Source organism: Streptomyces noursei (assembly GCF_016917755.1).
Taxonomy (GTDB): Bacteria; Actinomycetota; Actinomycetes; order Streptomycetales; family Streptomycetaceae; genus Streptomyces; species Streptomyces yunnanensis.
Genome location: NZ_CP070326.1, coordinates 843,682 through 864,311, shown reverse-complemented (window position 1 = coordinate 864,311; position 20,630 = coordinate 843,682). Strand labels below are relative to the sequence as shown.

The window sequence follows — 20,630 nt, the reverse complement described above, 5'->3', positions numbered from 1 at the left end:
GCAAGGAGCGGTCATGCTGTCTCCCGCCGTCCTCGCCCTGGGGGCCACCGCCCTCTGCGCCTCCGGCTGCGTCTGGTACCTGCCCGCGGCGGCCGACCTGCGGGCCGGAGCCGACCGCCCCGTCTCCCGGCGCCTGGCGGCCGCCGCTTGTCTCACCGGCTGGGCGACCGTCGCGCTCTGCGCCCCGCTGCTGCTGGCCGCGGCGTCCTGGACCACGCTCGGGGCCGTCACCGGCGCCGGCAGCGCCACCGCCCTGCTCCTCGCCGGCCTGGCCCGTGCCCATCGCGGCCACGAGGAGCGCGTGACCCGCCGGGCCTGGGCCGCACTGCGCCTGCGGCCGCCCGCCCGCCGCCGGCCCGCGCGGACCGGCCTGGCCCGGGTCTTCCTGTGGTGGTTCCTCCCCGGCTACGTGGTGGCCGCCGGCGCCGTGGCGGTGGTGCTGATCGGGGAGACCGTCGGCCGGTGAGGTCAACGGCCGGCCGGGAGTTCACCGATCGCGGGTGACCCACCACCGCTGCTCGTCCCAACGCCCTTCAGCGCCGCGTCACCGTGACGCGGCGCTGAAGGGCCGTCCACGACGTCGGCTCCGCCGGCCCCCACGGCGCGGTGGCCACGCCAGGCAGGCCCGGTCGCGATGTTCCGAGCGCGGCAGCCCTCGGCGCGGTCAGTCCGGCAGATCGCCGTTGCCGCCCAGGTTGGCCACCATGCGGCGCAGGACGTTGATCGTGGTCACGAAGTCCGCGGTGGCCACGCCTTCGTGCATCTGCCGGTGCACGCGCAGATTGCGCTCCCCGGCGCGAAGGCGCCCCGCCTCGCCCGCCCCGGTCAGCGTCATCGCCCCGGCGTCCTCCGTCAACCAGCCGCGGGCGACGAGGTCGTCGAAGACGGCGTGGAAGTCGATCCCGAGATCCTCGTACTGCGCCAGCCGCTCGATCAACGTCTCCCGGGTCCACCGGCCCGGAGCCCCGGCGACGTGGTTGAGCGTCCACCAATGCGGCTGCGTGAGATCCTCCACCGCCAACCGGGCGCGCAGGGCCCCGACGACCCGTCGGTACGCCTCGCCGCTCCACGCACCGATGGGCTGAGCGGCCAGTTGCTCCTGCGGATACTCCTTGAGTGTCACGTCGACGCGCCTCCTGTAGGGATCACTTGGACGCGCTCAACGTAGGACCTCAAGTCCAGTTGAGATCAAGCCGGTTCCGGCGGCGACCTCCCGTTCGGCTTCCCGGTACGCGCCTGGAGCACCGTCGCCGCCGCACGACGGCGCGCTCAACTGCCGTACGCCAGCGCCGTGATGCCCAGCGCCAGCAGCGTGCCGACCTTGGCGGTCTCGAAGGCGATGTAGACGAGGTGGGTACGGGACCGGGGGAGCGGTTCACCGGCGAGCACACGGTCGGAGCGGCGGTTGAGGACGGGGCGGATGGCGGTGAGCTGGACGGCCAGGAGCAGCGCGCCGAGGGCGGTCAGGACGATGACCGGGAGCGGTGGGGCGGCGAGGGCGACGGCGGTGGCGAGAGCCACCGCCAAGACCGCCTCCACCGCGTTGAGGGCCCGGAAGACCAGGCGACCGATGCCGAGTCCGAGGGGGATGGTGACGCCGGGGGCACGGAACTTCAGCGGTGCCTCCAGGAAGGAGATCGCCAGGACCATCCCGAGCCACACGAAGGTGACCGCGACGGCGACGGCGGCCGCGATGCCGTTCATGGCGCCGGTGTCGTGGAGGGCGTGCATGCGCGGGGTGTCCTCTCGTCGCTTCGGTACATCTGGTCGGTCTGCGGGACGTGGCCTACTGCTGCGCCAACCAGAGGTCGGGGCCGAACACTTCGTAGTGGACCGCCCGCGGCGGGACCCCGTGGCGGAGCAGGTCGCCCCGCAGGGTACGCATGAACGCCAAGGGGCCGCAGAGGTAGGCGGTGACGTCCTCGGGCAGGGGCAGCCCGCTGATGTCGGCCCGGCCCGAGGACACCGTCACCGGAGCCGAGGCGAAGGCGGTCGCCGATGCCTGGTGGCCCGGGTCCTCGTACCACAGGTGCAGCGAGGCGTGGGGCAGGGCGGAAACCAGCCGGCGCAGTTCATCGCGGTGCGCGTGGTCGGCCGGGGAGCGGTCGGCGTGGACGACGGTGACCGGTCGGGGCGATCCCGTGGCGGCCAGGTGATGGAGCATGGCGAGCACGGGGGTGCCGCCGATGCCGGCGGAGGCCAGCAGCAGCGGGGCGTCGCCGGCCGGCAGCGCCAGGTCTCCGAACGGGGCGGAGACGGGGAGCACCTCGCCGACGCGTGCCCGGTCGTGCAGCCAGGAGGACACCTCGCCGGCCGGTCCGGCCCCCGCGCGAACGCGTTTGACGGTGATCCGCCACTCGGGCCGTCCAGGCGCTCCGGACAGGCTGTACTGGCGGATCTGCCGTGCGCCGTCGGGGAGTTCGACCTGCACGCTGACGTACTGTCCGGGCCGGAAGGGGCGGGCCGGGGTGCCGTCGACGGGGCGCAGGACGAGCGCGAGCGTGTCCGGGGTCTCCTCGTGCCGGGCGACGACCGTCATGCGCTGCCAGGTGCCGCCCTCGGGGGTGCCGTGCTGCTCGTAGAGCCGGGCCTCGACGGCCATCAGCGCGTTGGCCATCAGCCAGTAGACCTCGTCCCAGGCGTCGGCGACCTGCGGGGTGACGGCCTCGCCGAGGACGTCGGCGATCGCCGCGAACAGATGCCGGTGGACGACCTTGTACTGGTCGGAGGTGACGCCGAGCGAGGCGTGCTTGTGCGCGATCCGGGCGAGCATCGCGTCCGGGCGGGTGTCGGGGTGCTCCAGCAGCATGCGGGCGAAGGCCACGATGGAGCCCGCCAGGGCCTGCCGCTGCTCGCCGTTGGCCTGGTTGCCGCGGTTGAACAGGTCGCGCAGCAGCTCCGGATGGGCGTTGAACAGCTTCCGATAGAAGAGCGCGGTGATCTCCTCGATGGCGGCGCCGACGGCGGGGAGGGTTGCCTTGACGACGGGTGCGGACTGCGCGGAGAGCACGAGCCACCTCCATATAACTCGTAGATGATCTACCAATTTTTGGGCGGTGAGTCGCTCGGGCGTCGGGCGGCTCGGTGGGTGCGCCCCGGGGTGGGGTGCGATGGTGCGGGGGGCGGTCAGCCGGGGCGTGGGCCGGTGAGGCCGGTGAGGCTGATCAGTACCGGACCGGTGGGCGATGCCACGACCTCCGACACCGTCAGCGGGTCGAGCGTGGCGTAGAACGCCTCCTGCGCCTCGCGCAGTGCCCGCCGGAGCCGGCAGGCCGCGCGCAGCGGGCACGGGGGGTCGCCCTCACAGGCGACGACCTCGTCCTCGCCCTCCAGTTCGCGCACCAGCCAGCCCACCGATGCCTGGTGCCCCAGGCCGGTGAGCGCCAGTCCGCCGCCGCGGCCCCGGCGGGCCTCGACCACGCCGAGATGCTGGAGTCGGCTGATCGCCTTCGCCATGTGGGTGTATGGCACGTCCATCGCCTCGGCCACCTCGCGGGTGGTCAGGGGAGCGCCCGGCTCCGCGACGGCCAGGCGCATCACGGCGCGGAGTGCCAGATCAGTGAACTTCGTCAACCGCACGCCACGACGGTATCAAATGCGCATGCTAGGTTCGTATTCAGGGGTGGGTTCCGGGGTGGCGACGCGGTGTCGGGGTGTGCTAAGCCCTCGTGCCGTGGGCCGCGCCGGAGAAGAGCTGGAGGAGCAAGGGACGCGCACGGACCACATGGATCACGCGCACCACAGGGACACGCAACGGATGGTGACCATTGATGGCTGACGCCCCCCGAACCGGCGGCGCCGAGACCCCAGGCGGCGAGCCGCCCGGCGCCGCCGCCCCCGGTGGCCCGGTGCCGCGGCTGCTCTGCGACGCCCAGCAAGTCGCCGCCGAGGCCCCGGGCTCGGCCGGTGTGCTCTGGCGCCTGGCGGAGTCCGGCCGCCAGCTCGACGCCAACGTCGTACGGATCCCGCCCGAGGGCCGCATCGACACGCACCTCGAACCGGACCTCGACGTTCTCCTCTACGTAGTGTCCGGCGACGGCACCGTGGAGACCGAGCAGGGCCGGCAGCCGCTCGTCGAAGGCGGCCTGCTGTGGCTGCCCCGCGGATCCCGCCGCAGCGTGACCGCGGGCCCGGACGGCCTGGCCTACCTCACGGTGCACCGGCGCCGCCCCGGTCTGCAGATCAAGAACCGCACCGGCTCCTGACCCCTGCTACGGGCGGTGGCCGGTGGATCGGGCGGCGCCCGGCAGGGTGACGGTGAAGCGCGCGCCGCCCCCGTCCGCGTCGCCGACCTCGATGCGGCCGCCGTGCCGGTGGACGAGGTCCCGGACGATGGCCAGGCCCAGGCCGGCCCCGCCCTCGTCGCGGGTGCGGGCGTCGTCGAGGCGGATGAAGCGGGTGAAGATCCGTTCCCGATCGGCCGGCGGGACTCCGGGGCCGTCGTCGATGACGTCCAACGCGACGGCGCCGGCCGCGTCATGGCCCACCGCGACGCGGACGGCCGAGCCGGCGTGCCGCTGGGCGTTGTCCAGGAGATTGCCCAGGACACGGGCGAGTTGGGTGCGGCTGGCATGGACCGGGAAGGCCCCGTCGGGGAGAGCGGCGGCGACCGGGAGGCGGTCGCCGGACCGGTGGGCCAGTTCGTCGCGGACGAGCTCGGCCAGGTCCAGGCGCTGCGCGCGAGGCTGTTCGCCGGCGTCCAGCCGGGCCAGGAGCAGCAGGTCGGACGCGACGCGCTCCAGCCGGACGGTGTCCTCGATCAGACCGTCCAGCTCCAGCAGGCCCGGATGGGCCCGGGCGACCTCCAACTGGGTACGGAGGGAGGCGATCGGGCTGCGCAGTTCGTGGGACGCGTCGGCGACGAACTGCCGCTGTCGCTCCACCGATTGTTCCAGCGCGGCCAGCGTGGCGTTGGTGGTCCGAGCGAGCCGGGCGACCTCGTCGCGCGAGGCGGGCTGGGGGACCCGCCGGGACAGGTCGCCGTCCGTGATCTCGGCGAGTTCGGCCCGGATGCCCTCCACCGGGCGCAGGGCGCGCCGGGTGACCAGCCAGGTCACCGCCGCGACGACGAGCAGCAGGGCGGACAGACCGATGAGCATGGCGTCGCGGACCCCGCTCACCGCCTGACGCTCGGTGTTGAGGGAGGAGCCCGCGTAGACGGTGACGGTCTGTCCGTTCGGGGCGGTGGCGAGCAGCCCGGCGACTCGGAACTGCTGGCCGTCGGGGTGGTCGTCGTGCAGCTTCAGGGTGAGCGTGCGGAACGCGGCATGGGCGGCGGCCGAACCGCGGGCCGGGGCGTCGCCCTCGTCGTCGCCGTGGTCCCCGTGCTCGTCGTCCGACTTCCCGGTGCGGTGCGGCGCGTGGGCGAAGTCGGCCAGCGGCGGGGCGTGATGGAGATCGTCGCCGGCGGCCAGCACCGTGCGGTCGGCGCCGACCACCTGGACGGGCCGGTCGTCCTCGTCGGGCAGGTCGAGCTGGTCGAAGGGCGTGCCGACCGCGACCTGGGTGGCGACCTCACGGGCGGCCACCTCCGCCTGGAGGCCGGCGCTGTCGACGAGGTTGCGCTGCAGGACGGCGAGGACCGCGACACCGGCCGCGACCAGGGCCAGGGCGACCACCAGTGTGGACGCCAACGTGGTGCGGGCCCGGACGGAACCCCACCAGCGGGGCGGGCGCGCCGGCGGCTCCGGTGCGGCGGGCCGGTCAGTCACGGTCGGCCGCCAGGCGGTACCCGGCCCCGCGCACGGTGGTGATCGAGCGGCGGCCGAACGGCGCGTCGATCTTCCGGCGCAGGGCGCTGATGTAGACCTCGATGATGTTCGGGTCGCCGTCGTAGGCGAAGTCCCAGACGTGCTCCAGGATTTCCGCCTTGGAGACCACCTGGCCGGGCCGCGACGCCAGGTATTCCAGGACCGCGAACTCCTTGGCGGTGAGCGTGATCTCCGCTTCGCCGCGGGCGCAACGGTGGCCGTTCGGGTCCAGGGTCAGGTCGCCGAGCCGGAGGACGGGGCTGCCGCCGCGGGTCCGGCGGCGCAGCAGCGCGCGGACGCGGGCCAGCAGCACCACGTACGAGAACGGCTTGGTGAGGTAGTCGTCGGCGCCGGTGTCCAGGCCCTCGGCCTCGTCGTACTCGCCGTCTTTGGCGGTCAGCATCAGGATCGGGGTCTCGTCCCCGGCCGCGCGCAGGGTCTCGCACAGGCGGTAGCCGTTCATCCCGGGCAACATGATGTCCAGGATGAGCAGGTCGTAGCCCTGAGTGGTGGCCAGGTGCAGACCCTCCCTGCCATCGTGTGCCACGTCCACGGCGAAGCCCTCCGCCGCCAGCCCCTTGGCCAGGGTGGTGGCGAGGCGTTTCTCGTCCTCCACGATCAACAAGCGCATGCCGTCAGCCTGCCAGACCGCACCTGAAGCACTCTTCAGGAATCTTCAGCCCCGCTCCGGCTCAGGGACGGTGCGCCGCCCATCATGCGGAGCATCTCCCGGCCGCCGGTGCGGAAGAACCGCACCAGGAGGGCGGCGGCCAGGACGAGGAAGGCGAGGTTGAGCCAGGTGGTGTAGTTCCAGGCGACGCCCTCCCGCGGGATCCTCGCGTGGGCCTGGTCCGGGATGAGCCCGAGGCCGCCGAAGACGAACTCGACGACGTACCCGGCGACGACGGTCGCGGCGTAGAAGGTGCCGAGCAGGAACAGCGCCATCCTGCCGCCGTAGTACCTCCGGTAGATGGTGAGGATCGGCAGGATCAGCAGGTCGGCGAAGATGAACGCCACCACCCCGCCGAAACTGATGCCGCCCTTCCACAGCACCACGGCGAGCGGCACGTTGCCGATGGAGCAGACGAACGAGGCCATCGCGACCAGGGGCCCGATGACCGGCCCCCACAGCTTGGCGGCGAGCGGATGGCCCTCGAAGAAGAAGGAACGCCAGAAGGCATCGGGCACCCACGCCGCGATGGCACCGGCGATCAACAGGCCGATCACCAGGTCCCGCAGGATCGCCGCCCACTCCATGACGAAGACGTGCGCGGTGGCCGTGACGCCCTCGGGAGAGAGCAGGCGCCGGACGAAGGAGCCCGGGCGCCGCACGGACATGTCCATCGCCGCATGCCCCTCCATCGACCCCGCCAGACCACGCGCGGCCTGTGCCCGCGCCGCGCGCACCAGGCCCGGGTGCAGGAACAGCCGCAGCAGCACCGCCAGCACCATGATCATGATCGGGCCGCCCACGAACTCGGCGAGCGTGAACTGCCACCCCATCAGCAGCGCCAGGATGATGCCGAGTTCGACGACCAGGTTGGTGGAGGCGATCTCGAACGCCATCGAGGCGGTGAAGTTCGCCCCCTTGAGGAACAGCGAGCGGGCCAGTGCCACGGCGGCGTACGAGCAGGAGGACGAGGCCGCCCCCAGCCCGGCGGCGAGTGCGAGGGCGCGCGGCCGGTCGTCGCCGAGGAGCGTGACGACGGTGGACTTCCGGACCACCGCCTGGACGACGGCGGACAGCGCGAAGCCCAGGATCAGCGCCCAGGTGATCTCCCAGGTCATGGAGCCGGTGAGGGACAGCGCGTGCAGGACGGCATGCATGTCCGCATCCTTCCCCGACGGCTCCGCCCGGCCGTTGACGAACACGCTTGAGTGTCCCCGTGTCCCCGTGTCCCCGTGTCCCCGTGTCCCCGTGTCCCCGTGTCTCTGCGGCCCTGCGGCTGCGGAGACCTGGGTGGCGGGGCCCGACGCCGCTGGGAAAACCCGTTGCGGTGTCGGCACCCCGCCGGTACAGAATCGCCGGGTGCAGATCCTCTCGTTCCCCGAAGCCGCCACGCCCGTCGAACTCCGCGTCCAGGTGCGGGAGATCCAGGAACAGGCATGGCCCTCGGAGGACGGCGCGGCCACCCCGCCCGAGGCGCCCGTCCACGACCCCGCGCTGCGACCGCGCTCGATGCTGCTGGTGGACGGCGGGACGGTGCTGGCCGCGCTGGATCTCCTCTCCAAGGACGTCGACCATGCCGGCCGGAGCTATGCGGCCGGCGGCCTGAGTACGGTCGTGACGCGTGGTGCGGCGCGCGGTCGCGGGCACGGCCGGCGCCTGGTGGCCGCGGCCCGGGAGGCACTGGCCGCGCAGGGGCACGACCTGGGGTTGTTCACCTGCGACCGACCGCTGCGGACGTTCTACGAGAGCGCGGGCTGGCACCACCTCCCGGACACCGTCCTCGTCGGAGGAACACCGCAGGCCCCCTTCCCCAGCGACCAGGCCGGGTTCGACAAGGTCACCATGGCGGCCTTCTTCTCCGCCCGCGCCCGGCAGGCCAGCGCGTCGTTCCGGGGCACCCGCATCGCCCTCCACCCGGGAGACATCGACAAACTGTGGTGATCCCCGGCACGTCGTCCAACAGAACGGAACCTCAGGCTCCTGATCTTCCTCTTCCCTGCTCGGACAGACAGCCGCGCAGCGCGGCGGGAGTGAGGAGGGGCATGGGCCGCCGCACGGGGAACGGCATGCGGGCATTGCTGACCCTGGCGTTGGCCGCCGCGGTCACCGGCTGCGCGGCCGGCCCGGACACGACCGAGGCGGCGGAAGCCGCCGGCCGCCGCAGCCACGGCAAGGCCGGCGCGGCCGGCTTCGCCGTCCAGTACCGCACCGGCGACAAGGCGGCCCGCGCCACCGCGTATCTGCGCTCGCGGCGCATCCTGGAGAAGGCGGCCGACCGGCTCAACGACACCGTCAAGATGCCGCACCGCATCCCGTTCGTGGTCCGCGCGTGCGGCGCGGCCGAACCCGCCTACGACCCGGAGACCGGATCCATCGACTTCTGCGTGGAGCACGTCGACGAGATACGCGACCGCTTCGAGAACGTCGGCCGCGGTGCCGACCGGCCCGATGGCGCGGGCGGCCGTGACGCCCATGTGGCCGCCGTACTCGAGGAGACCGCCTATCACGAGGGCGCGCACGCGCTGATCGACCGCCTCGGCCTGCGCTTCACCGGCCGGGAGGAGGACGTGGCCGACCAGTTCGCCGCGGTGATGCTGATCGGTCAGGGCCGCGCGGGCGACACCAAGGCGCTGACCGCCGCCACGGATTACTCACTCGCCGCCGAGGAGAGCCCGTTCGACGAGACGGATCTGCTCGACGAACACAGCCTGGACGGCCAACGCGCCGCCAACTACGCCTGCTACGTCTACGGCGCGCACCCGGACCGGCACAAGGACCTGGTCGGTGACGGCCGACGGGTCACCGAGGACCGCGCCGAGGGCTGCCCCGACGAGTGGCAGCAGGCGCGCGACGGCTGGCGGCAGCTCCTCACCGGCCATCTCAAGCAGTCCCTGTGACCCCCGGACCGGACGAGGCCACCCCCGCCAGCCCGTCGGACCACCACCCCGCCGGGGCCAGCCGGTTGCCGGCCGGCTGACCCCGGCCCTCACGGCTCTCGCAGCACCCCGGCGAGGACCGTCGTCACGACCTTCTGGACGGCTTCGGCTCCCGGCGGGGTGCCCTCCCGGTCGGCGAACAGCAGATGCCCGGCGCCGATCAGGGTGGGCGCCAGGGTGTCCACGTCGGCGTCGGCCGCGATGCGGCCCCGGTCGCGCTCGACGGTCAGATACGCGGCGATCATCGCGGTGGCCTCGGCGAGCACCGGAATGCCGACCGAGCCGGCCTGCCGCAGCAGGGCACGGAGACCGTCCCGGGAGATGACGAGACCGACGATCGCCACGGCGACGGATTCGAACACCTCCGTCAGCGCGCCGGTGAGGTGCTCGGCGACGGTGCCGGTCCCGGCGGACGCGCGCAGGGCGTCCGCCTGAGCGTCGATCCGACCGATGCGGTCGCGCACCAACTCGGCGAGGAAGACGTCGAAATCGGCGAAGTGCCGGTGCAGCACCCCCTTGGCGACGCCCGCCTCCGTGGTGACCGCGCGGCTGGTCAGCGCGTTCGGCCCCGCTTCCAGCAGGACGCGCTCCGCGGCGTCGAACAACTGCTGCCGCGCATCGCGGATGGCCACCCCTGTCGGCACGGTGCACCCCTTCGCTTCCTTCGTCGGACCCCCTTCATTGTGCCGCACCGTTGACGAGTGGGCATGCGCCCACTCATAGTGGGCGCATGCCCACTAAAGAGCCTTCAGCCAACGTCGACCCTCGTCAACACCGCCAGGCGGCAGAGTCGTTCGGCATCGACGCCGAGCGCTACGACCGGGCCCGGCCCCGCTACCCCGACGGCCTCGTGCGGCACCTCGTCGCCGGCCGACCCGACCTCGACGTCCTCGACGTCGGCTGTGGCACGGGTATTGCCACCCGGCAGTTCCGGGCGGCGGGCTGCCGGGTGCGCGGGGTCGAGCCGGACGTCCGAATGGCCGACGTGGCAAGGAAATTCGGCGCCGAGGTCGACGTCGCGACGTTCGAGGGCTGGGACCCCGCCGGCCGCACCTTCGATGCGGTCGTCGCCGGCACGGCGTGGCACTGGATCGACCCGGTCGCGGGCGCCGGCAAGGCCGCGCGGGTACTGCGCCCCGGCGGCCGGCTCGCGCCCTTCTGGAACGTCTTCCGCTTCCCGTCCGATGTGGCGGAGGCCATCGCCGAGGTCTGCCGGCGGGTACTGCCCGACGCCCCCTTCGATCTCACGGTGATGACCAAGGGCGGCCTGGACGCCTATCGACCGGTCCTCGTCCGGACCACCGACGGCATCCGGCAGCAGGGCGGTTTCGGCGCCCCCGAGGAGTGGCGACACGACTGGGAACACACCTACACCCGGGACGCATGGCTGGATCAGATGCCCACCCTGGGGGCCTTCACCCGGCTCCCGCAGGGCAAGTTGGCGCAGGTGCTGGCGGGCGTCGGCGCCGCCCTCGACGCGCGGGGCGGCGGCTTCACGATGGGCTACACGACGGTGGCGGTCGTCGCGACCCGCTCCGACGCCGCCTGAACCACGGGCCGGGGGCAAAGGGGCCGCCCCGGCCGTCACGACTGGCCGGGGCGGATGTCCTGGAGCGGATCAGATGTGGCGGTGGCCCTCCCGGCACCAGCGCGGCGTCTCCCCGGCCGTCCGGATGTAGCGTGCCGAGGCCCATGCCCAGGCGAACCGGCCTTCGTGGATCTTGTACCAGCGCGGATTCCCGTGGATGTTCCGGCCGTTGGTCTTGCAGCGGATGCCGACGACCTCGCCGTGGTGCAGCGACCCCACCACCCGGTAGTTGGTCCCGGGGCCGGCTCGGAGTGCGAGGCCGGACGCGGCGGTGACGCGGCCCTTGTACGGGCCGTGCACGGCGCCCGGGGGTGCGGCGGCGGCCACGCCGCTTCCGAGGACACCGCAGAGGAGCCCGGCGCTCACCAGTACAGCGGCGCCTCGGCGGAACGGGGACAGGTGTGTCATGACAAACCTCCCGATCGCGATCCATCCGGCTATCCGGATGTTTCGGTGCGGATCGAGGCTTCCCCGGATGGCGGCCGAAACCCGTACCAGCCACCGAATTCACCGTCACGGGAGCCCGGCGAATGTCCGTTCGGAATGTGTCGGCGGCCGGCGGACGGAGGGGAGGGGGTGCCGGAAGGGTCAGGAAGGCACTCTCGGGGCCACCAGCGAGGCGAAGTTGGCGGCGGCGGTGCACAGGCTCGCCTCCGTTCCGCTGCTGGGCCTGGCGTGCACGAACACCTTGCCGAACGTGGCCGGCCACACGATCACGCACCCCTGGGCGTTCCCGGCGACCGACGCGGAGGACAGGCCGGAGATGCTGGTCGGCGTGGGCTCCGGCGACATGGGGATGTCCCTGGAGTAGATGAGCGTGTAGGTGATGGACGTGCCGGCGGTGGATCCGGCCCCGCTCCAACTGCACGCCCTCATCCCGGTCTGTGAGTTGCCCGGATTCGCGGCGCTCCCCGAGGACAGCCCCAAGGACGCCGCCGTGCTGGTGTCGATCGCCGAGCACGGGTCGGCGGTCGTACCCAGGTCGCCCGATCCCGGCGAGGACCAGGGGGCGCTGGGAGTGCTCGACCAGCCGGGGCTGGGTACGACGGAGGGGATGCCCCACTGCGAGGTGTCCGGGCCGTCGTCGCCGGCCAGTTCGTAGAGGCCGACGACGGCCCCCGCGACCAGTACGAGCACGGCGGCCGTCACGATCAACATGCGTCGGGACCTGCCGTCCGGCTGCCGGCCGGCCGGTCGTGGTGGTTCCACCCAGTCCTGTGTGTCCTCGTCCCATTGGGCCATGCCGATCCCCTCCTAAGGGTTGTCCCGTAATTCCTGGTGGATCAGCGCACGGCCTCAGATGCGGTGCATCGCACGGCGGAGGGGCATCCGGATACCGGGTGTATCCGGATGTTCCGACAACGCGGCGTGGGGGTACCTCCCGGCGTCAACTGGGGGAGTGCCGTAGCTGTCGCCGTGCGCCCGCCAGGGATTACGGGACAACCCTTAGCCCTGGCCGCCGAGGAGTTGGGTGATCTGCTGCACCACGGTCGCCGCCGAGGCGAGCCCGGCCACGGCCGTCGCGCCGAGGTCCAGCCGGTCGCGCAGCCACTGCAGACGGTCCCGTCGCACCTGCCCGGTGGCGTCGATCTCCTCCTCGGCGTCGGCCAGCCGGGCATCGATCTCCGCCGTCTCGTCACTGGTGTTGAGCAGCGGTAACTGCTCGCGCAGAGTGGAGAGCGCCGCGCGGAGTTCCGGCGAGGCGGCGACGGCAGACTGGGTGGAGGCGTCGAGTGCCCGGGCGTCCGGACCGGCGGCAGCGGCGCCGCCCGCCATGACGCCCACGCTGATGCCGCCGGGAGTGCTCCCCGGTACGGCGAGTGCCTCCGTGCCGGCCGTGGGCGGGAGCGGCGGTGTCGCGCGGCCGTCCCGCAGCGAGCGGTCCTCGGCGCTGGCGCGGTCCCCGGCGGCGACCGCGCCACCGGTCAGCACACCGATGCTGATCCCGCCGCCGTGGCCTTTGCCGCCGGCCGGCGCCTGGGCGCGGGGGAGGGGGATGCCGTCCTCTTCGGTCGCCCCGGCCGTCCCGCTCGGCCCGGCGGCTTCGCCGGCAGAGGTCCCCGGGCCCGGTGTCCCTTCCCTGCCTGTCGCCGGCTCCCGGTCCGCTTCCCGTCCCCGGTCCCTGATCGTCATCCTCGACCGCCCCCCGAATTCTCCGTCGATGTGTCCGTGTGTTTCGCCGAGGCCCGCTCGCCCGATGCGACCGCGCCGCCGCTCATCCCGCCGATGAAGACCCCGCCCTCGCCGACGTTGATGATGTACTGATCGAACACGCCTGTTTCGTAGCCCTTGTTCCGCAGGGCCTCCTGCACCCCGTTGGCGATCCGGTCCTGCAGCGTCTTCACATACCGGCTGAGGTCCATCTCCTGGAACAGGGAGATCTCCTTGACGCTCCCCAACTCCCGCACGGACGCCGCCGGCGCGTCCGGCAGGGCGTACTGCGGCATCATCAGCCAGGTGCGGAACAGCGACAGCGCCGTCTGGCACATCGCGATCCCCGCGGCGAAACCCGCCGAGGGACTGGTCAGCACGCCGCGGACGGCGTCGCGCAGCGGGCCGTCCGCACCGTGCGCCGCCAGCACATCCACCGACTTGAACTCCGGGCGAACGGGCGTCAGGACGTGGGGCGCGACCTCCAGGACCAACATCCCGCCCTGGGTGTGGATACGGACCAGCAGACAGATCGCGACCTGCTCGTCCCAGGCCCCGACGCGCACCCGCAGGAAGTGCCGGCGGGCCTCGGCGCCCTCCCCGACCGCCCGGTCCAGGTGTTCCCGGATGACCTCGGGGTCGTAGTCCACCTGGTCCCGCGGCAGCCCCACCGGAAGATAGACCAACTCGTCGACTTCGAGGGCGCGCAGGCGGTCCCGGCTGGTGGCCGCGGCCGAGTTGCGCAGGGCCGCCAGGCGGGGCTTGATCAGTTCGACGACCTCACGCCCGGTGAGCGGTGCGGCCTCGCTCGCGGACTCCCGCTTGACGAACGACACGGGCGGGGGCGGAGCGCCCGCCTCACCGGCCTCCGGCGGTGCCGACCACGACTTGTGCTTGAGCTCCATGGCGACCGACCACGGCTTGTACGGCTCACCGGCGCCGACGAAGGGCCGGAACGGGTCGTAGATGGCCAGCCGGGCGTGCTGTTCGCGGGCGATGGCCGCACCGATGCGCCGGAACTGCTCGGTGGCCGGCAGGTCCGCGCGCCATCCCTTGGCGAAGGCGTCACGGCTCAACTGATGGCGCATGACGGAGACGACATGCGTCCGGTACGCCCACACGGGTGGCACCAGCAGGATCGGGAACACCACCGCGATCCAGGCATCGGCACCGCGGAACAGCGACAGCAGCACCACCGCCCAGTACGCCACCGCGATCGCGAACGGCAGGACCGGCAGGACCGCCTTCAGGCGCCCACGGGTGGCCTCCTTGATCACCGAGCGCTGGAGGGTGAAGAGGGAACTCCTGGTTCCGCGGGCGAACCACGACACGAAGCAGACCGCTCCGTACGCCAGGAACCACGGGATGGGCAGCAGCGACTGCGAACCGATGTCGGCCAGGTCGAGCCCGACGAACACCGCCCAGACGGCGAGCAGCACCAGTCCGGTTGTGGTCTCCCGGCGCCGGGCCCGCAGGGCGTGCGCCAGGACTGGCAGTGCGTCGTAGCCCAGCGAGGGCGCGATCGGCCGTTCCTCGTGCTCGACCAGTTCCTGGATGACGCGGTGGCGGAACTGCCCGTCGAAGTAGACCCCCGCGCAGAGCAGCCGGGTGGCCTCGCTGCGACCGTACTCCGGCGGCGCGGTCTGCGGAGGGGAGGTGGTGTGCGACGACGATGCGGTGGATGTCGGTGGGGAGGAGGGTTGTTCGGGCACGGACAACTGTCATGCACCCCCGTGATCGAACTCGTCCTCTGTTGCGAGGAGTTGAGGGAGTTGCTACGGAGGCAGTATGACGCCCGGCTGCCAGGCCCGGAAGGGATTGCCGGGGATTGGTAACTCCTGTGCGGTGGTGCGTAGTTGATGATGTTGGCGGGGGTGGTCCGACTGGGGTGAGGGAGGTCCGGAGGCCGGTGCCCCACCGCGGGTCCTGGCCGTCACGCCCTGGCTGTCACGTCCTGGCCGTGATGGTCCTGGGCCGCCATGACCCTGGTGACTTGGACCAGGCCGGCTGGCTGGAGGCGACCGCCTGTCCATCCGACCCCGGGTCGGTGAACAGGCGGACAGCCACGCCGTCGCGCCGCCGCTCGCGCAGGCGGTGGGGCCGCTTCGATCAGGGGCGGCCGAGGAGTTGGGTGCCGGCAGCGGAGTCGGTGCGCGCGGTGAAGTAGTCGGTGAACGCCCGCAGGAATTCCTCCTCGGTGATCTGCCCGTCGCCGTCGACATCGAGTTGGCGGAAGCCGTGGTTGAGTTCGGCCGGGTGGACGCGGGACCCGCCGAAGAGGGCGCGGTATTCGTCGGCGCCCAGGTGGCCGCTGCCGTCGGTGTCGGCGGCGCGGAAGAGGGCGCGCAGCGCGGCGTGCAGGCCCTTGGCGAGGTAGTCGGGGTCGCGGTCGATTCCGGCGAGCATGGCGGTGGTGAACTCGGCGCGGGAGACCCGGTCGTCGCCGTCGGTGTCCATCGAGGTGTGGATGTGCTGCCACCAGGCGTCGAAGCCCGCGTACACCTGGGCCTGTCGCTCGTCGTCCAGTTCCAGTTGCCAGCAGACGTTGTGCGCCATGGCCTGGAGGTCGGGGCCGGTGAGGTAGCCGTCGCCGGTCTGGTCCAGCACCTGCCGGAAGAACGCCTCCACCCGTGCTCGGCGCGTGGTGCCGCGACCGGACCGGCGGGTCCGTGGCACCCGCCCGGCCCGCGCGGTGTCACCGCCGCCGTGCGGCGCGGCGGCCGTCTGCCCGGCGGCGACCGCACGGGCTGATTCCGGGGTGCGGTAGCGCAGCCGGTCGGGCAGGTGCGTCATCAGGCGGCGCATGCCGTGGTGCAGTGACCAGGACAAGGCGGCGGCGCCATGACTGCGACGCAGGTCGAAGCGCTCGCGGAAGGCCGGCGGCAGGTCCGCGAGGGTCAGAGCCGTCATCATGCGGGCGACCACCGGGCGGATGAGCGGCCAGGCGGGTCGGAGGCGGCCGAGGCGGCGCGGGGCGGGAGCCTGGCGCAGCATCTGGAACAACAGGTCGTGTGCGGCCGCGGTGTATTCCAGGCGTTCCCGGATGGTGCGTTCCATGTAGGCGGGTACGTCCGCGGCGGTGGCGGGGAAGAGTTCCGCCGGCAGCGCGAACTCGTCGCACACGGCGCGGAACTCGGCGTACAGCTGGTCGCGTTGGGCCGGATCGAGGGGAGTGCCGGCCAGTTCGCCCATCGCCGTCATCGACTCGTACAGCGTCACCAGTACCCACACCCGCACCGCCGGGTCCAGCGCCGTGAACGCCCGGCCCTGTCCGTCGGTGCCCTGGATGCGGCGGTGCGCCCGTTCCAGGCGGGCGATCTCCCGGCGCAGCCCGTCGCGGTCGGAGAAGAACAGCCGTTGGCCGCTGTCCATGGTGTGCTCCACCCGCCGCCATGGATGGGCGCGGTAGGTCGAGAATTCCGCGAGGCCGGCGGCGACGCCGGGGTCGGCGTTCTGCAGCACCAGCAGGCGCCATGCCACCAGAGCGATCCGCCGCTCCCCGAGGGTGCGGCGCAGCAAGGAGTCAGGGCCGGGCAGGACAGTGGTCACGGGCGTCTCCCAGGGGACGGTGTGTCGGAAGTGATCGCAATCGCGCTGCGGTACAACTAGCCGTCCGCAAAGCTGACTTGGAAGCCGTTCCCGTGGGAATCCACACGTCCGGGCGATCTGACGGCCCGGCAGGTTTGCCGTCTCGTGCGGCGCGCCCCGGGAGGCGGCCCGCCCGTGCCGGCCGTGACCGCGTCCGTTTACGGGCCGTAACCGGGCAAGTGAGTGGCCGTTAACCCGTCCATGAGCGATATGAACGACCGTCTACTCAGCCTCGTCGACGGTGTGGTGGACCTGGACGAGCCACGCCTGCCGCTGCTGACCCTGCGGGAGGCGCAGGCCGCGATCGAGCTGTTGCGGCTGCTGGCGGCGGGGAACGGCGAAGGGTCGCACGCGGCACGCCACTTGGCGCGGAGCCTGGTGCGACGACTGCCGTCCGAGCAGTGACTCCGACATGATTCCGCAACGACTCCGCAGTGATGTCGTGCCAGTGCCAGTGCCAGTGCCAGTGCCAGTGCCAGCGCCGGTGGGCGCCGGTGCCGATCCGGGTGGGGTGGGTGGGGTCGGGGGTGAAAAATCGAAATCGGTAAGCTTTTCGATATGGCAAAACACCTGTTATTCACGGCCCTTGGTGGTCACGGGCACGTCAACCCCACGTTGCCGCTGGTCGAGGAACTCGTGCGGCGCGGCCATCGCGTGGACTATGCCACCGGCGCGATACACGCCGATGAGGTCACCAGGGCCGGTGCGCGCTGGGTGGAGCTGCCGTCGCTCCCCCCGATGCAGCCGGCCGCCGACTTCGGACCGGAGACCTTCGGTCGCTTCATGGGCCACCTGTTCGCCGGAATGCGCAACGCCTACCCGGTGTTGCGCGAACACTGCACCACCGAACCGGTGGACGCGATCTGCTTCGACGGCATGAACTGGTCCGCCCGGGTCGCCGCCGAACAACTGGGGCTGCCGGCCGTCCGCCTCCTTCCCCACTTCGCTTCCAACGAGCACTACTCGCTGTTCACCGGCTTCATGGACGCCACCGGCGAGGAGAGTCCGGTCGCCGGGGCGATCGCCGCCGGCTGCGAGCAGTTCACCGCCGAACACGGCGTCGCGCTCGACCCGGCGAACCTGCTGGACGTGGCGGCGGAGCGCAACTTGGTATTCATACCGAGGGAGTTCCAGCCGGCCGGCGACACCTTCGACGAGCGCTACCACTTCATCGGCCCCTCGCTGGGCAGCCGGGCGGACGAACCCTGGTCGCCGCGGGCCCCCGAGGCGCCGGTGCTGTTCATCTCGCTCGGCACGGTCTTCAACAACCGGCCCGAGTTCTACCGCACCTGCATAGAAGCCTTCGCCGACGAGCCGTACCAGGTCGCCATGTCCGTGGGCGAGCTGGATCCGGCGGAGCTGGGACCGCTGCCGGCCTCGTTCGACGTCCGGTCGCGGTTCCCGCAGCCGGCCGTGCTCCAGCGGGCGACCGCGTTCGTCTCGCACACCGGCATGAACTCCACGATGGAGTCGCTCTATTACGGCGTCGGCCTGATAGCCGTCCCGCAGATGCCCGAGCAGGCCGCCAACGCCGGCCGGGCGACCGAGCTCGGGCTCGGCGAGCAGCTCGACGCGCGCACGGTGACCGCCGAGTCGCTGCGCGCCGCGGTCGCCCGGGTCGCCACCGACCCCACGGTCCGCGCCAACCTCGACCGGATGCGCAAGGTCGTCCGGGGGAGCGGCGGCGCCGCGCGCGGCGCCGAGGTGATCGAGGAGTATCTGGGCTGAGCGGTCGGCCGGTCCCCCGCAGGGTGGTGCGGGCGGACCGGCCTTCGCGTCACCCGCCGGACCCGGGGGCGGAGCCGGGCGCCGGGTCGCTGAGCATGCAGGCGCGCAGCGTCGTCAGGGTGCGGCTGAGCAGACGGGAGACGTGCATCTGGGACACGCCGAGCTCGGCCCCGATCTGGGACTGGGTCATCTCCTGGCCGAAGCGGAGCTCGATGATGCGGCGTTCCCGCGGCGCGAGTTGCCGCAGCAGCGGTGCCAGGGCGTGCAGGTCCTCGACGGTCTCCAGGGCGGGGTCGGCCTCGCCGAGGACGTCGGTGAGCGCGCGGCGCCGGTCGAGCGGGTCGGCATCGACCGGGGTGTCCAGGGAGTCTGCGGAATAACCGTTGGCCGCGACCAGCCCCTCGATCACCTCCTCCTCCGGCAGCCGCAGATGCGCCGCGAGCTCGGCGACCGTGGGATCGCGGTCCAGGCCCGCGTGCAACGCCTCCTTGGCCTTGGCGAGTTCGGTGCGCAACTCCTGGAGCCGCCGGGGCACGTGCACCGCCCACCCGGTGTCCCGGAAGAAGCGCTTGATCTCGCCGAGGATGTACGGGACGGCGAAGGTCGAGAACTCCACCTCGCGGGAGAGGTCGAAGCGGTCGATGGCCTTGATCAGCCCGATGATGCCGACCTGGACGATGTCCTCCATGTCGTCGCCGCGATGACGATAGCGGCGGGCGACAAACCGCACCATCGACATGTTCATCTCGATGAGGGTGTTCCGTGCGTATTGGTACGCACGGGTGCCCTCCTCTAGGTGGCGCAGCCGGTCGAAGAACTGCTTGGAGAGCTCGCGTGCGTCCCGGGGCGCGATGGCCCGCGGGCACCTGACCTCCGGGAGACCGTCGTCGTGTTCCGTGGTGTGTGCTGGCATCGCGGTGCCGTTCACGACGATGGTCATCACGCCTCCCTCCGTGCCCGGCCCCCGCGGGCACCTGTGGCGCCGCCTACCCGGACGGGGCCGGGGCATGCACGGAGGGTGGCGATTCGGTATGCGTCGCTTACGCGGCGGGGTGGGTCACGTCAGGCGCAGAGCGATGTGGATGCCCTTGCCGTCCGCCGACGGCGTGATGGCGACGGACGTGGCGAGTCGGCGGACGAGTGACCAGCCGTAGCCGCCGATCCGGCCGTCCCGGATGTCGGACGGGACGAAGGGACGGGCGGGGCTGGCGTCCTCGACGATCACTTCGAGGCGGTCCCCGGCGACGCGGGCGGCGAACCCGGTGACCCCGCCGGCGTGCCGCAGGGCGTTGGTCACCAGTTCCGAGGTGATCAGCAGGGCATCGGCCACCACTACCTCGTCGACCTGCCGATGACAGGCGCGCAGCAGGGCCAGCACGCGGTCGCGGGCTTCGGCCGAGGTAGCGGGCAGTTCCACGGTGCGAGCCACCGTTCACCTCCCCTGACGGTGCGGGATCCGACCTAGGGTGTGCGCCTACCCGCCGTCCTGCAAAACGTGCATCGGGGGGCCACTCTGCCACACCGCTGCGCGAGGGCCGGCGGCCCCGGGGGACGACCGAGCGGGGGAGGAGGGCGGTGCCGGGGCCGCCGGCCGGGTCGGACGTGGGCTGCGGCCTCGGCGATCATCGCGTCGAGGGCCGCGGTGCGGTCCGCGGACCGCCGGGGCGCGGTCGATCAGCCGCCTGCCGCGCGGCCCCGGCAGCCCGGCGTGGCGGCGATGGGCGACCACAGGTCAGCGACCGGAGAGCTCCATCGCGGCGGCCCGCCGCACCAGCACCAGCTGCTGTGCCAACAGCACCACTCCGAAGTAGAACAGCACGGTGACCGCCCCGAGTTCGGCCGCGACCGCGGTGTCGATCAGGAAGTGCTGCCCCAGGCCGAGGACCCACAGCGCCGCGGTGAGCACCGTGCCCTGCCGCACGACCCGCCCGCCGCGCACCGACAGTCGCACCGTGAACGCGCGCACCGTCGCCAGTAGCACCCCGACGACCAGGCTCGCGACGACCAGGGCACCGTCCCGCCAGGACAGCGGATGGGACGCGGCGTACACGCCGGTCTCCACCGCGCCGATGACGACCAGCACCAGGCCGACCGGGGACTTCTCCCGCAGGGGCCGCTCCGTGAGCTGCCGGGACAGCAGCCAGATCAGCACGACGGCGGTGATGGCGAGATTGTTGACGGTGGGATTGTCCATGGCCCCCAGAACCTTCTGTACGACG

23 protein-coding genes are annotated in these 20,630 nt (G+C 72.3%); 7 read left to right on the top strand and 16 right to left on the bottom strand.

The genetic code is table 11. The features are described 5' to 3' along the window. The first annotated feature begins 13 nt into the window (after nt 1-13). Nucleotides 14-466, top strand: a complete 453-nt coding sequence (locus JNO44_RS03665; protein WP_205361346.1) for a hypothetical protein — start codon at nt 14-16, stop codon at nt 464-466. A gap of 198 nt (nt 467-664) precedes the next feature. Here the strand turns inward: JNO44_RS03665 and JNO44_RS03660 are convergent, their stop codons facing one another. The 4 genes from JNO44_RS03660 to JNO44_RS03645 form a co-directional block, all read right to left on the bottom strand. Then, nucleotides 665-1,123 (bottom strand): MarR family transcriptional regulator, encoded by a 459-nt coding sequence (locus JNO44_RS03660; RefSeq protein WP_205361344.1) that lies wholly within the window; start codon nt 1,121-1,123, stop codon nt 665-667. 146 nt (nt 1,124-1,269) lie between these two features. After that, nucleotides 1,270-1,704, bottom strand: a complete 435-nt coding sequence (locus JNO44_RS03655; protein WP_205369361.1) for a hypothetical protein — start codon at nt 1,702-1,704, stop codon at nt 1,270-1,272. A gap of 82 nt (nt 1,705-1,786) precedes the next feature. After that, entirely contained in the window at nt 1,787-3,010 is a 1,224-nt protein-coding gene (locus tag JNO44_RS03650; RefSeq protein WP_205361343.1) for a globin domain-containing protein, read from the bottom strand. A 116-nt stretch (nt 3,011-3,126) separates the two neighbouring features. Continuing rightward, nucleotides 3,127-3,579 carry an RrF2 family transcriptional regulator gene (locus JNO44_RS03645; protein WP_205361342.1) on the bottom strand — a complete coding sequence of 151 codons (453 nt, stop codon included), beginning with the start codon at nt 3,577-3,579 and terminating at the stop codon, nt 3,127-3,129. Nucleotides 3,580-3,770: 191 nt separating this feature from the next. Between JNO44_RS03645 and JNO44_RS03640 the strand changes: the two genes are divergently transcribed. Beyond that, a complete protein-coding gene (locus JNO44_RS03640) occupies nt 3,771-4,205 on the top strand; it encodes a cupin domain-containing protein (protein ID WP_205361341.1) in 435 nt (144 codons plus the stop codon). 6 nt (nt 4,206-4,211) lie between these two features. On the opposite strand, the gene JNO44_RS03635 is transcribed toward JNO44_RS03640, so the two are convergent. From JNO44_RS03635 to JNO44_RS03625, 3 genes are read right to left on the bottom strand one after another with little or no spacing between them, the layout of a single operon-like run. Then, entirely contained in the window at nt 4,212-5,711 is a 1,500-nt protein-coding gene (locus JNO44_RS03635) for a sensor histidine kinase (protein ID WP_205361340.1), read from the bottom strand. Beyond that, nucleotides 5,704-6,381 carry a response regulator gene (locus tag JNO44_RS03630; RefSeq protein ID WP_205361339.1) on the bottom strand — a complete coding sequence of 226 codons (678 nt, stop codon included), beginning with the start codon at nt 6,379-6,381 and terminating at the stop codon, nt 5,704-5,706. Before JNO44_RS03630 ends, JNO44_RS03635 begins: the two co-directional genes overlap by 8 nt. Nucleotides 6,382-6,416: 35 nt before the next feature. Beyond that, entirely contained in the window at nt 6,417-7,577 is a 1,161-nt protein-coding gene (locus JNO44_RS03625) for a permease (RefSeq protein ID WP_205361338.1), read from the bottom strand. A 202-nt stretch (nt 7,578-7,779) separates the two neighbouring features. Here JNO44_RS03625 and JNO44_RS03620 point away from each other — a divergent pair, with 202 nt between their 5' ends. Together JNO44_RS03620 and JNO44_RS03615 are read left to right on the top strand one after the other, a co-directional pair. Next, on the top strand, nt 7,780-8,361 hold the full coding sequence (locus tag JNO44_RS03620; protein ID WP_205361337.1) for a GNAT family N-acetyltransferase: 582 nt from the start codon (nt 7,780-7,782) through the stop codon (nt 8,359-8,361). Between the two features lie 101 nt (nt 8,362-8,462). After that, nucleotides 8,463-9,317, top strand: a complete 855-nt coding sequence (locus JNO44_RS03615; RefSeq protein WP_205361336.1) for a DUF4344 domain-containing metallopeptidase — start codon at nt 8,463-8,465, stop codon at nt 9,315-9,317. A gap of 89 nt (nt 9,318-9,406) precedes the next feature. Here JNO44_RS03615 and JNO44_RS03610 read toward each other — a convergent pair whose 3' ends face one another. After that, nucleotides 9,407-10,000 carry a TetR/AcrR family transcriptional regulator gene (locus JNO44_RS03610; protein WP_205361334.1) on the bottom strand — a complete coding sequence of 198 codons (594 nt, stop codon included), beginning with the start codon at nt 9,998-10,000 and terminating at the stop codon, nt 9,407-9,409. 86 nt (nt 10,001-10,086) lie between these two features. Here JNO44_RS03610 and JNO44_RS03605 point away from each other — a divergent pair, with 86 nt between their 5' ends. Next, nucleotides 10,087-10,905: a class I SAM-dependent methyltransferase gene (locus tag JNO44_RS03605; RefSeq protein ID WP_205361326.1), complete on the top strand. Its 819-nt coding sequence runs from the start codon at nt 10,087-10,089 to the stop codon at nt 10,903-10,905. Nucleotides 10,906-10,974: 69 nt separating this feature from the next. Here the strand turns inward: JNO44_RS03605 and JNO44_RS03600 are convergent, their stop codons facing one another. The 5 genes from JNO44_RS03600 to JNO44_RS03580 form a co-directional block, all read right to left on the bottom strand. Continuing rightward, nucleotides 10,975-11,352, bottom strand: coding sequence for an SH3 domain-containing protein (locus JNO44_RS03600; RefSeq protein ID WP_205361324.1), 378 nt, complete (start codon nt 11,350-11,352; stop codon nt 10,975-10,977). 180 nt (nt 11,353-11,532) lie between these two features. Beyond that, nucleotides 11,533-12,186: a DUF3558 family protein gene (locus tag JNO44_RS03595; protein ID WP_205361322.1), complete on the bottom strand. Its 654-nt coding sequence runs from the start codon at nt 12,184-12,186 to the stop codon at nt 11,533-11,535. 204 nt (nt 12,187-12,390) lie between these two features. Then, a complete protein-coding gene (locus JNO44_RS03590; RefSeq protein ID WP_205361320.1) occupies nt 12,391-13,077 on the bottom strand; it encodes a hypothetical protein in 687 nt (228 codons plus the stop codon). After that, a complete protein-coding gene (locus JNO44_RS03585; RefSeq protein WP_240167397.1) occupies nt 13,074-14,807 on the bottom strand; it encodes a hypothetical protein in 1,734 nt (577 codons plus the stop codon). Before JNO44_RS03585 ends, JNO44_RS03590 begins: the two co-directional genes overlap by 4 nt. A 397-nt stretch (nt 14,808-15,204) precedes the next feature. Then, complete coding sequence (locus tag JNO44_RS03580) at nt 15,205-16,644, bottom strand: oxygenase MpaB family protein (protein ID WP_205361316.1); 1,440 nt, start codon at nt 16,642-16,644, stop codon at nt 15,205-15,207. 249 nt (nt 16,645-16,893) lie between these two features. Here JNO44_RS03580 and JNO44_RS03575 point away from each other — a divergent pair, with 249 nt between their 5' ends. Then, complete coding sequence (locus tag JNO44_RS03575) at nt 16,894-17,088, top strand: hypothetical protein (RefSeq protein ID WP_039639080.1); 195 nt, start codon at nt 16,894-16,896, stop codon at nt 17,086-17,088. Between the two features lie 153 nt (nt 17,089-17,241). Then, a complete protein-coding gene (locus JNO44_RS03570; RefSeq protein ID WP_205361315.1) occupies nt 17,242-18,411 on the top strand; it encodes a macrolide family glycosyltransferase in 1,170 nt (389 codons plus the stop codon). A 49-nt stretch (nt 18,412-18,460) separates the two neighbouring features. Here JNO44_RS03570 and JNO44_RS03565 read toward each other — a convergent pair whose 3' ends face one another. The 3 genes from JNO44_RS03565 to JNO44_RS03555 form a co-directional block, all read right to left on the bottom strand. Further along, on the bottom strand, nt 18,461-19,351 hold the full coding sequence (locus JNO44_RS03565; RefSeq protein ID WP_205361314.1) for an RNA polymerase sigma factor SigF: 891 nt from the start codon (nt 19,349-19,351) through the stop codon (nt 18,461-18,463). Nucleotides 19,352-19,468: 117 nt separating this feature from the next. After that, on the bottom strand, nt 19,469-19,840 hold the full coding sequence (locus tag JNO44_RS03560; RefSeq protein WP_205361313.1) for an ATP-binding protein: 372 nt from the start codon (nt 19,838-19,840) through the stop codon (nt 19,469-19,471). A 303-nt stretch (nt 19,841-20,143) separates the two neighbouring features. Next, complete coding sequence (locus JNO44_RS03555) at nt 20,144-20,605, bottom strand: hypothetical protein (protein WP_205361312.1); 462 nt, start codon at nt 20,603-20,605, stop codon at nt 20,144-20,146. Nucleotides 20,606-20,630: the final 25 nt, after the last annotated feature.